The following is a 10,445-nucleotide window of genomic DNA, read 5'->3' as shown; positions in this document are numbered from 1 at the left end:
CAGAAGCAGCAGGTGGGCAAGTCGCTCGAAAGACACACAGGTCAGTCATGAGTCGGGCCACACCCGCCGCCTCTGTCACCAGCCCATCATCTTTGGACCGGCCCATCCACCCTCACAGTCATGAGTCAGAAAAGAAGAGGGGGTGGGAAGGGGAGGGGGCGGCGGGCCGGCGCGGTCAGGTGAGCTGCTGGGCGATCAGGAGTACGGCGCCCAGGGTCGAGACCGTGATCGCGGTGAGCCGCAGGCGTCGGCGGTCCAGGACCCGGTTCACCAGCCTCGACAGCGCGTAGCCGGCCAGCACGAACGGCGCCAGCCAGGCCGAGGACGCGAGCACCGCGCCGTCGATCGCCCCGGCGAGGGCGAGCGCGCCGACCGAGAGCACCGAACCGACCAGGAAGAACCCGCCCATCGTGCCGCGCAGGGCCGCGCCGGACAGGCCCTGCCAGACCAGCGCCATCGGCGGGCCGCCGATCCCGGTCGCGGTGCCGAGCAGCCCGGACGCCGCGCCCGCGGTCACCAGCGCGCGCCGGCGCGGACGCGGCGCCCAGCCCAGCGAGGTCAGCACCACCCCGGCCAGCACGACGCCCGCGAGCAGCAGCGCCAGCCCGCGCGCGGGCAGCAGCGCCACCAGCAACGCGCCCACCGCGGTGCCCGGGACCCGGCCGGTCAGGGCCCAGCCGGCCCCGCGCAGGTCCAGGGCGGCCCGCTCGCGCACCGTGACCACCAGCGTGACCATCGCCCCGAGCAGCACGATCACCCCGGGCACCAGCGTCGGGTCGACGAGCGCGACGACCGGCGCGGCGAGCATGCCCATCCCGAAGCCGATCGAGGCCTGCAGACAGGCTGCGAACAGCACCGCGACGGCGACGAGCGCGAACCCGGCCGCCGTCACGGGACCCGGGCCAGCGCCTCCGGACCCGGGACGAGCGGATGGTGGCACTCGGCGGCGTGCCCGGCGCCGTCGTCGAGCCTCGGTGGGGCCTCGGTCACGCAGATGTCGGTCGCCTTCCAGCACCGGGTGCGGAACCGGCAGCCCGACGGCGGGTTCAGCGGGGAGGGGATCTCGCCCTCCAGCACGATCCGCTCCCGCGCCGACGACCGGTCGAGCGAGGGCGCGGCCGACATCAGCGCCGCGGTGTAGGGATGCTGCGGGCGCTCGAAGACCTCCTCGGTGGTTCCGGACTCGACGATCCGGCCCAGGTACATGACCACGACCCGGTCGGCGACGTGCCGGACCACCGACAGGTCGTGCGAGATGAACACATAGGACACACCGAGCTCGCGCTGCAGCTCGGCGAGCAGGTTGAGGACCTGGGCCTGCACCGACAGGTCGAGCGCGGAGACCGGCTCGTCGCACACCACGACGTCCGGGTCCAGCGCCAGCGCGCGGGCGATCCCGAGCCGCTGCCGCTGACCGCCGGAGAACTCCTGCAGGTGCCGGTCGGCGTCGCTGGGCCGCAGCCCGACCAGGTGCAGCAGCTCGCGCACCCGGGCGGCGCGCTCGCGCGCGGTCCGGTACATCGTCCGGTGCGTGCGCCAGGGCTCGGCGACGATCTCGCCGGCGGTCATCCGCGCGTTGAGCGAGTCGTAGGGGTCCTGGAACACCATCTGCACCCGGCGCCGCCAGTCGAACAGCTCCTTGCCGGACAGCGCGAACGGGTCGGTGCCGTCGAACCGCACGGTCCCGGCGTCCGGGCGCTCCAGCATCAGCAGGTGCCGGGCCAGCGTGGACTTGCCGCAGCCGGACTCTCCGACCAGGCCGAGCGTCTCCCCGCGGGCGAGCTCGAGCCCGACGCCGTCCAGCGCCCGCACCTTCCCGCCGCGCACCGTGAAGGACTTGCTGAGATCGCGGACCTCGAGCAGCGGCTGCTCACCCATCCGACACCTCCGAGGAGTAGAAGCACGCCGCGGCGCGGCCCGGTCCGGTCTCGTCCAGCGGGGGCCGCGACGCCCGGCAGCGGTCCCGCACCAGCGGGCAGCGGTCCTGGTAGACGCACCCGGCGGGCACGTCGGCGAGGTCCGGCGGGGCGCCGCCGATCGAGCGAAGCGGCTCGCCGGGTCGGACGTGCTCGGGGACCGAGTCGAGCAGGCCCTTGCTGTAGGGGTGGCGCGGGGAGGCGAAGACCTCGCCGACGGGGCCGGTCTCCACCACCGTCCCGGCGTACATGATCGCGACCCGGTCGGCCTCCTCGGCGACCAGCGCGAGGTCGTGGGTGATCAGGACGACAGCCATCCGGTGCTCGGCGCGCAGGTCGCGCAGCAAGGTCATGATCTGGGCCTGCACGGTCACGTCGAGTGCGGTGGTCGGCTCGTCGGCCAGCAGCACGGTCGGGCTCAGCGCCACGGCCATCGCGATCAGCAGCCGCTGCCGCATGCCGCCGGAGAACTGGTGCGGGTAGGCGTCCACCCGGACCTGCGGCTCGGGGATGCCGACCCGCTCCATCAGCGCGATCGCCTCGCGGCGGGCGTCCCGGCGGGACATCCCGCGGTGGATCCGGAACGGCTCGGCGAGCTGGGTGCCGACCGGGTAGACCGGGTTGAGCGCGGTCAGCGCGTCCTGGAAGACGATCGCGATGCCCGGGCCGGCCAGCGCGCGGCGGGTTCGGTCGTCGGCCGTCACGAGGTCGACGCCGTCGAGCAGCACCGAGCCCGCGGTGACGTCGACGACCGGTTCGAGCAGCCCGACGACCGCGCGCGCGGTCATCGACTTGCCGCAGCCGGATTCGCCGAGCAGGGCCAGGGTCTCTCCGCGCCGGGCGCTGAACCCGACCCCGTCGACGGCGCGCACGGTGCCGTCGTGGGTGCGGATGTCGACGGTCAGGCCGTCGACCTCCAGCACCGTGTCCGTACCGAGTGTCGCGGTCACGCGGGCACCTCCTTCTTGCGGGCGGCGGGGACGGACAGCCGCCAGCGCTGGGCGGGGTCGGTGGCCAGCCGGACCCAGGCCGAGAGCACCGTCGCCGACACGGTGGTGACCACGATGGCCAGGCCGGGGAAGAACGACAGCCACCAGGCGGTCCGCAGGTAGGTGCGGCCCTCGGCGACCATCAGGCCCCAGCTGACGTCCGGGGGCTGGATGCCGATACCGAGGAACGACAGCGAGGACTCGGCGAGGACGACGAAGCAGAAGTCCAGCGTCGCGACCGTCAGCAGCGTGGGTAGCACGATCGGCAGCACGTGCCGCCGGATGATCGCGCCGCTCGGGGTGCCGAACGTGCGGGCGGCGTCGACGAAGCCGCGGCGCTGGAGCTCGGCCGACTCGGCGCGCGAGGTCCGCAGGTAGACCGGGATCCGGGTGATGGTCAGGACCAGCACGATCGTCGCGATCCCGGGGGTGAACACGTACAGCACGACGACGGCGAGCAGCAGCGACGGGAAGCTCATGATCACGTCGGCGAACCGCATCGCGACCGTCTCCCGGCGCCCGCGGTGGAAGCCGGCCCAGAGGCCGATCGCGGAGCCGATCACCATCGAGAGGATCACGGTCGGCAGCGCGACGGCGAACGTCGTCGCGCTGGCCACGATCACCCGGGCCAGCACGCTGCGGCCCAGCGGGTCGGTGCCGAGCAGGCCCAGCCAGCCGAGCTCGTCGAACGACAGCGGCGGGAGCTTGGACAGCGCCAGGTCCTGGCGCTGCGCGGCCTCGCCGAGCAGCAGCGGCCCGAGCAGCGCGCACAGCGCCGCGAGCACGAGCACTCCCGCGGCGACGACGGCGACCCGGTCGTTGAGCAGCAGGCGGGACAGCCGCGGGGCCCGGCGGCGCGGGGTGGGTGGGGCGGACGTCGGGGCGGGAGGTGTCTGCGGCGCCCGTTCGGTGGCGGTCATCGGCGGCACTCCTCTACACGGTGGTGGTGTCGCGGACGCGGGCGTCGAGCAGCGCGTAGCAGATGTCGATCACGACGTTGAGCAGGAAGATCGTCACCGCGGTGAGCAGCACCGCGGCCTGCAGCACCGCGAAGTCGCGCTGCAGGATCGAGTCGATCATCAGCTTGCCGATGCCCGGCCAGCCGAAGATCGTCTCGACGATGACGGCGCCGTTGACCAGGCCGACCGCGAGGTCACCGGCGACGGTCAGGGCCGGCGCCGCGGCGTTGCGCAGCGCGTGGTGGGTCACCACCCGCCGCGAGTCGGCGCCCTTGCTGCGGGCGAGCCGCACGTAGGGCGCCGACAGCGCGGACACCATCGCGCCGCGCACCACCTGGGTGAGCACGCCGAGCGGGCGGATCATCAGCACGAAGATCGGCAGGATCCAGGACAGGATGCCGTTGTCGTTGCCGGAGGTCGGCAGGATCCCGAGCACCACGGCGAAGATCCACACGCCGGTGACGGCGATCCAGAAGTCCGGCACGCTGGCGCCGGTCATCGACAGGAACGACGACGCCCGGTCGGCCGGCGAGTTCGGCCGGTAGGCCGCCCAGCTGCCGACGACGACGGCGCCGAGCACGGCCAGCAGCATCGTCACCCCGGCCAGCTGCAGGGTGTGCGGGTAGGCCCGCAGCACCATCTCCGCGGCCGGTTCGCCGGTCCGCAGCGAGGTGCCGAAGTCCAGGTGCAGCACACCCCACAGGTAGTCGAGCAGCTGCTGCCACACCGGCTTGTCCAGGCCGTTGGCCGCGGCGAACTCGGCGCGCTGGTCCGGGGTCGCGGACTCGGGCAGGTACAGCGACGTCGGGTCGCCGGTCAGCCGGGCCAGCAGGAACACCCCGAGCAGCACGACCAGCAGCGGGATCGCGCTGCTCACCGCTCGCTTGCGCAGGAACGTGGTCATGGCGTCCTCGGCTTCATCTCGGCCAGCCGCATCTCGTCCCCGGTCGCGGAGTCCGGCGTGTAGTCCACCGACGGCGAGCGGGCGAGGATGCCGCGCATGTGGGCGATGTAGGCGTACTGGTCGACCAGCCGGGGCTCGTCGGCGAAGATCGACGCCAGGGCGTCCTGCCGGGCCTGCCCGGACGCCGCCTCGGCGGCGGCGATCCGCTCGTCGAGCTCCGGCGTGCCGTAGGAGCTCTGGAAGCCCTCACTGCGCAGGTACTGGTCCATGCTGAAGGCGGCGTCCCCGGCCTGGTTCCCGTGCATGATCATCAGCAGGTACGGGCCGGTGTCCGGCGGGAACGGCCGCTGCTGGTACTCGGTCTGCTCGGCGGTGTCCATCATCCGGATCCGGACGGTCAGCCCGGCCTGCTCGAGCTGGTAGGCGATCGCCTGCACGACCTGGTCGATCCGCGGGAACTGCCCGGTGCGGGCGATCAGCTGGATCGGCACCGAGGTGTCGACGCCGTCGGCGCGGGCGGCGTCGACGAGCGCGCGGGCCCGGTCGACGTCGAACCCGACCGGAGCCAGCGCGTCGTTGTGCCCGATCACGCCCTCGGGGACGAGCTGGGCGGCCGGGTCCCCGTCGCCCTCGAACAACGCGGAGATGATCCCGTCCCGGTCCACGGTGAGGCCGACGGCCTGGCGGATCCGGATGTCGTCCAGCGGCGGCTCGGTGGCCTGGATGCGCAGCGCGGTCGTCTCGTTGTTGGGGTAGGAGACCCCGAGGTCCTCGGCGCCGTCCTCCGGCCCGAGCCCGGTCGCGATGTCGGCCTCGTCGTTCACGACCATCGCCGCGCGGACCGACGCGTCGGAGCGCCACTGGTAGTCGGCCTGCGCGTAGGCGGGCGGGGTGCCCCAGTACTCGGGGTTGCGCTCCAGGACCAGCCGGGTGCCGGCGTCCCAGCGCTGCACCCGGTACGGGCCGGTGCCGATCGGCTGGCGCACCTTGGCCTCGGTGTCGGTGCTCGTCGGCACCATCTCCACGAACGACAGCCGCAGCGGCAGGATCGGGTCCGGCTCCCCGGTGGTCACGACGAGCGTGCCGGGGTCGGGCGCCTCGGCGCGCACCTCGCGGTCACCGAAGACGTAGCCGTCGACGTTGCAGCCGATCGAGGTGTTCACCGTGCGCTCGATCGAGAAGGCGGCCGCGCGGGCGTCGAACGGGGTGCCGTCGGAGAACCGGACGCCGTCGCGGATCCGGAAGGTCCAGGTGTCGGGGGCGGTCTGCGACCACGACGTGGCGAGCAGGGGTTCGAGGTCGCCGGTGGTGGGGTCGCGCTCGGCGAGCGGTTCGGTGATGTTCGACCGGACCACCACGCCGGTCTGGGTCAGCGAGGCGTCGCACGGTTCCAGGGTGGGCGGCTCATCGGGGAGCACGATCCGGACCGAGTCGGACGGGGCCGCGGCCGCCGGTGCCGCGCAGCCGGCCGCCGCCAGGCAGCAGGCCGCGAGCAGCAGGGCGGCGCCCGCTCTCGGGCGGCGGAGCACGCTCCGCCGGGCAGAAGTCATCGTTGGTCCTCCGCACGAGACAGAGCACAGCGCTCACGGGAGCGGGGGTGTCCACATATGAGGACGCTGTGCGAATCCGTGGATGTACGGTACGAGCGACTGTGACGCCCGTCAAGAGATGACGGTCCACATATGCAGACAGCGTTCTCATATCTGGGCAGCGCTGGTACCGTTCCCTTGTCCACGGCCGCGTGCCGCCGCCGCTGTCCGAGCACCCCACCGAGGAGCCATACCGACCATGACCAGCCGCTTCTCCCCCGCCGAACTGCGTGACGCGCTCGGCTCCGGTCTGCTGTCGTTCCCCGTCACCCACGCGACGCCGGACTACCGGCTCGACGAGTCCGCCTACCGTGAGCACGTCGAGTGGCTCGGCGGGTTCGGCGCCTCCGGGCTGTTCGCCGCGGGTGGCACCGGTGAGTTCTTCTCGCTGACGACCGCCGACGTCGCCCGGGTCGTGCGGGCGACCGTCGAGTCGGTCCCGGACGGGCTGCCCGTCGTCGCACCGGCCGGCTACGGCACCGCCACCGCCGTCGAGATGGCCCGCTCCGCCGAGGAGCTGGGCGCCGACGGCGTCTTCCTGCTGCCGCCCTACCTCACCGAGCTGGACCAGGAGGGCCTGTACCGGCACGTCGCCGCCGTCTGCCGGGCCACCTCGCTGGGCGTCACCGTCTACCACCGGGCCAACGCCCGGTTCGCCTCGTCCACGGTGGACCGCCTGGTCGGCGAGTTCGACAACCTGGTCGGCTTCAAGGACGGCGTCTGCGACATCGACCTGCTGGCCCGGCTGCACGCCACGCACGGCGACCGCCTGGTCTACGTCGGCGGCCTGCCCACCGCCGAGACCTACGCCCTGCCCTACCTCGAGCTCGGCGTGACCACCTACTCCTCGGCGATCTTCAACTTCGCACCGGCCTGGGCCGCGGAGTTCTACTCCTCGGTGCGCACCCGCGACCGCGCCGACGTGCACGCCCGGCTCGCCGAGTTCGTCCTGCCCTACCTGGAGATCCGCGACCGGCGGGCCGGGTACGCGGTGTCGATCGTCAAGGCCGGGCTCACCGCCGTCGGCCGCCCGGCCGGCCCGGTGCGCCCACCGCTGACCGACCTGTCCGAGATCGAGCTGGCCGAGCTGACCGAGCTCGTGAAGAAGGTGAGCTGAACCGATGACCACCGTGGAGTCGACCACCCTCACCGGCGAGATGCTCCTGGGCGCCGCCCGGGTCACCGGTCGCGCCGGAACCCTGACCGCCCGCGACCCGCGCACCGGCGCCGACCTCGCCCCCACCTACGGGCTCGGTGACCGCGCCGACGTCGAGCGGGCCGCGGCACTGGCCGCCGAGGCCTTCGGCGCCTTCCGGGAGACCGCGCCGGCCGAGCGCGCCGCGTTCCTCGACACGATCGCCGCGAACATCGACGGGATCACCGAGGCGCTCGTCGAGCGGGTCGGCGCGGAGACCGGCCTGCCCGAGCCACGGATCCGCGGCGAGATCGCCCGCACCACCGGCCAGCTGCGGCTGTTCGCGACCGTCGTGCGCGACGGGCGCTGGGCCGGCGTCCGGTTCGACACCCCGCTGCCCGACCGGAGCCCGCTGCCCCGCCCGGACGTCCGCCAGCGGATGGTCCCGGTCGGCCCGGTCGCGGTGTTCGGCGCGAGCAACTTCCCGCTGGCGTTCTCCGTCGCCGGCGGCGACACCGCCTCCGCGCTCGCCGCGGGCTGCCCGGTGGTGGTCAAGGCGCACGGCGCCCACCCGGGCACCTCCGAGCTGGTGGGGGTCGCGATCGCGCGCGCGGTCGCCGCGCACGACCTGCCCGAGGGCGTGTTCTCGATGGTCTACGGCGCGGGCCGCGAGGTCGGGACGGCACTCGTCGCGGACCCGCGGATCGCCGCCGTCGGCTTCACCGGCTCGCGCGGCGGCGGCACGGCGCTGATGGCCACCGCCGCCGCCCGCCCGGCCCCGATCCCGGTCTACGCCGAGATGTCGAGCATCAACCCGGTCCTGCTGCTGCCCGGCGCCCTGCGCGGCGGGGCCGAGCGGCTCGGCGAGGCGTTCGCCGGGTCGCTGACCACCGGCGTCGGCCAGCTGTGCACCAACCCCGGTCTGGTCATCGGCGTCGACGGTCCGGACCTGGACCGGTTCGTCGACGCCGCCGCCGACGCCGTCACGGCGTCCGCGGCCGCACCGATGCTCACCACCGGCATCTGCGACGCCTACGTCACCGGCTCGGCCGCGCTGCGCGCGCACCCGGAGGTCACCGAGGTCGCCGGCGGCCGCGCCGACGACGCGATCGCCTCCCCGGGCGTCGCGCACCTGTTCTCCACCAGCGGTGCCGCCTTCGCCGCCGACGAGCGGCTCGCCGACGAGGTGTTCGGGGCGTCGTCGCTGGTCGTGCGGCTGTTCGGCACCGGCGAGCTGGCCGGGCTGATCGCCGGGCTGGAGGGCCAGCTCACCGCGACGCTGCACCTCGACCCGTCCGACGACGGCGACCTGGCCCTGGCCCGCGAGCTCCTGCCGCTGCTGGAGAACCGGGTCGGGCGGATCGTCGTCAACGGGTGGCCGACCGGGGTCGAGGTGAGCACCGCGATGGTGCACGGCGGCCCGTTCCCGGCCACCTCGGACGGCCGCACCACCTCGGTCGGCACCCGGGCGATCGAGCGGTTCCTGCGCCCGGTCGCCTACCAGGACGTGCCGGACGCGCTGCTGCCCGCGGTGCTGGCCGACGCCAACCCGCTCGACGTGCCGCGGACGGTGGACGGTGAGTGAGGTCCTGGTCGTCGGCACCCTCAAGCCGTCGCTCGCCGAGACCCTGACCGGCTCCTACGGCGCGCGCACGCTGCCCGGCGACGGTCCGGAGCGCGACGCGTTCCTGGCCGAGCACGGCGGGACGGTCCGGGCGGTGGTGACCACCGGCCGGTTCGGCGTCGACGCCGCGCTGATGGACGCGCTGCCGAAGCTCGGCGCGGTCGTGAACTTCGGGGTCGGCTACGACACCACCGACGTCGACACCGCCGCCGCCCGCGGGATCCTGGTGTCGAACACCCCGGACGTGCTCACCGACTGCGTCGCCGACACCGCGCTCGCGCTCTACCTGGACACCCTGCGCGGGTTCTCCGCCGCCGACCGGTTCGTGCGCGACGGCCGGTGGGAGCAGGAGGGGTTCCCGCTGCGGCGCCGGGCGAGCGGGCGCCGGGTCGGGATCCTCGGACTCGGCCGGATCGGGCGGGCGATCGCGACCCGGCTCGAGGCGCTGGGCGCCACGATCAGCTACCACAACCGCCGCCCGGTCGCGGACGTGCCCTACGCCTACGCCGAGTCCCCCGTCGCGCTGGCGGCCGGTGTCGACGTGCTGGTGGTGGCCGCGTCCGGCGGTTCCGGGTCGGCCGGGCTGGTGAGCCGTGAGGTGCTCACCGCGCTCGGTCCCGACGGGCACCTGGTCAACGTGGCGCGGGGCAGCGTCGTCGACGAGCACGCGCTCGTCGAGCTGCTGTCCTCCGGCGGCCTCGCCGGCGCCGGGCTCGACGTGTTCGCCGACGAGCCACACGTCCCGGAGCGGCTGCGCGCGCTCGACCAGGTCGTCCTGCTGCCGCACGTGGCGAGCGGGACGGTGGAGACCCGGGCCGACATGGAGGCCCTCACCCTGCGGAACCTGGACCGGTTCCTGCACGACGGAACGGTGGTGACGCCGGTATGAGCTCGATCGTGATCGGCTGGGTGCCCGCGCCCGAGGGCCGGGCCGCGCTCGCGTACGCGATGCGCGAGTCGGTGACCCGCGGCGTGCCGCTGCGGGTACTGGGCGCCGGCGACGGCCAGGAGGACGAGCTGGCCGCGGACATCGCGCTGGCCCGCGCCGCGGCCGGGGGCGACCCGGACGTGACGGTGGAGCCCCCGCCGACCGACGGCCGCAACCCCGCGGACGTGCTCGTCGACGTCTCCTACGACGACGACGTCGACCTGCTGGTGATCGGCCTGCGGCGCCGCTCGCCGGTCGGGAAGCTGCTGATGGGCAGCACCTCGCAGCGCGTGCTGCTCGAGGCGGACTGCCCGGTCGTCGCGGTGAAGCCGGCCGTCGCCCCCGCCCGCTGACCCCCTCGTGAGTGGTTGTGGCGGGCGGGGGCGCGGCAACCACAACCA

10 protein-coding genes are annotated in these 10,445 nt (G+C 74.0%); 4 read left to right on the top strand and 6 right to left on the bottom strand.

The features are described 5' to 3' along the window. Nucleotides 1-175: 175 nt before the first annotated feature. From WIS52_RS31620 to WIS52_RS31595, 6 genes are read right to left on the bottom strand one after another with little or no spacing between them, the layout of a single operon-like run. Entirely contained in the window at nt 176-892 is a 717-nt protein-coding gene (locus tag WIS52_RS31620; RefSeq protein ID WP_349302108.1) for a sulfite exporter TauE/SafE family protein, read from the bottom strand. After that, nucleotides 889-1,878 (bottom strand): ABC transporter ATP-binding protein, encoded by a 990-nt coding sequence (locus WIS52_RS31615; RefSeq protein WP_349302107.1) that lies wholly within the window; start codon nt 1,876-1,878, stop codon nt 889-891. The genes WIS52_RS31620 and WIS52_RS31615 overlap by 4 nt, the downstream gene beginning before the upstream one ends. Continuing rightward, nucleotides 1,871-2,866 carry an ABC transporter ATP-binding protein gene (locus WIS52_RS31610; protein ID WP_349302106.1) on the bottom strand — a complete coding sequence of 332 codons (996 nt, stop codon included), beginning with the start codon at nt 2,864-2,866 and terminating at the stop codon, nt 1,871-1,873. Before WIS52_RS31610 ends, WIS52_RS31615 begins: the two co-directional genes overlap by 8 nt. Further along, the gene (locus WIS52_RS31605; protein ID WP_349302105.1) at nt 2,863-3,825 is read right to left on the bottom strand and encodes an ABC transporter permease; all 963 of its coding nucleotides are present in this window, start codon (nt 3,823-3,825) and stop codon (nt 2,863-2,865) included. Before WIS52_RS31605 ends, WIS52_RS31610 begins: the two co-directional genes overlap by 4 nt. Before the next feature lie 13 nt (nt 3,826-3,838). Beyond that, nucleotides 3,839-4,768, bottom strand: coding sequence for an ABC transporter permease (locus WIS52_RS31600; RefSeq protein WP_349302104.1), 930 nt, complete (start codon nt 4,766-4,768; stop codon nt 3,839-3,841). Continuing rightward, nucleotides 4,765-6,318, bottom strand: a complete 1,554-nt coding sequence (locus WIS52_RS31595) for an ABC transporter substrate-binding protein (RefSeq protein WP_349302103.1) — start codon at nt 6,316-6,318, stop codon at nt 4,765-4,767. Before WIS52_RS31595 ends, WIS52_RS31600 begins: the two co-directional genes overlap by 4 nt. Before the next feature lie 238 nt (nt 6,319-6,556). On the opposite strand from WIS52_RS31595, the gene kdgD reads away from it, so the two are divergent. From kdgD to WIS52_RS31575, 4 genes are read left to right on the top strand one after another with little or no spacing between them, the layout of a single operon-like run. Then, a complete protein-coding gene (gene kdgD / locus WIS52_RS31590) occupies nt 6,557-7,474 on the top strand; it encodes a 5-dehydro-4-deoxyglucarate dehydratase (RefSeq protein ID WP_349302102.1) in 918 nt (305 codons plus the stop codon). Nucleotides 7,475-7,478: 4 nt separating this feature from the next. Continuing rightward, nucleotides 7,479-9,077 (top strand): aldehyde dehydrogenase (NADP(+)), encoded by a 1,599-nt coding sequence (locus WIS52_RS31585; protein WP_349302101.1) that lies wholly within the window; start codon nt 7,479-7,481, stop codon nt 9,075-9,077. Beyond that, nucleotides 9,070-10,005 carry a 2-hydroxyacid dehydrogenase gene (locus WIS52_RS31580; protein WP_349302100.1) on the top strand — a complete coding sequence of 312 codons (936 nt, stop codon included), beginning with the start codon at nt 9,070-9,072 and terminating at the stop codon, nt 10,003-10,005. The genes WIS52_RS31585 and WIS52_RS31580 overlap by 8 nt, the downstream gene beginning before the upstream one ends. After that, nucleotides 10,002-10,397, top strand: coding sequence for a universal stress protein (locus WIS52_RS31575; RefSeq protein WP_349302099.1), 396 nt, complete (start codon nt 10,002-10,004; stop codon nt 10,395-10,397). The genes WIS52_RS31580 and WIS52_RS31575 overlap by 4 nt, the downstream gene beginning before the upstream one ends. Nucleotides 10,398-10,445 lie beyond the last annotated feature (48 nt).

It is taken from the genome of Pseudonocardia nematodicida (assembly GCF_040105385.1).
Taxonomy (GTDB): Bacteria; Actinomycetota; Actinomycetes; order Mycobacteriales; family Pseudonocardiaceae; genus Pseudonocardia; species Pseudonocardia nematodicida.
The sequence above is the reverse complement of the archived record's forward strand: the minus strand, read 5'-3'. Positions and strand labels throughout refer to the sequence as shown.

What these genes read in the sequence shown, in the direction of transcription:
- WIS52_RS31615 (WP_349302107.1), bottom strand. Translation starts at nt 1,878, where the DNA reads ATGGGTGAGCAGCCGCTGCTCGAGGTCCGCGATCTCAGCAAGTCCTTC.
- WIS52_RS31605 (WP_349302105.1), bottom strand. Translation starts at nt 3,825, where the DNA reads ATGACCGCCACCGAACGGGCGCCGCAGACACCTCCCGCCCCGACGTCC.
- WIS52_RS31600 (WP_349302104.1), bottom strand. Translation starts at nt 4,768, where the DNA reads ATGACCACGTTCCTGCGCAAGCGAGCGGTGAGCAGCGCGATCCCGCTG.
- WIS52_RS31595 (WP_349302103.1), bottom strand. Translation starts at nt 6,318, where the DNA reads ATGACTTCTGCCCGGCGGAGCGTGCTCCGCCGCCCGAGAGCGGGCGCC.
- kdgD (WP_349302102.1), top strand. Translation starts at nt 6,557, where the DNA reads ATGACCAGCCGCTTCTCCCCCGCCGAACTGCGTGACGCGCTCGGCTCC.
- WIS52_RS31585 (WP_349302101.1), top strand. Translation starts at nt 7,479, where the DNA reads ATGACCACCGTGGAGTCGACCACCCTCACCGGCGAGATGCTCCTGGGC.
- WIS52_RS31575 (WP_349302099.1), top strand. Translation starts at nt 10,002, where the DNA reads ATGAGCTCGATCGTGATCGGCTGGGTGCCCGCGCCCGAGGGCCGGGCC.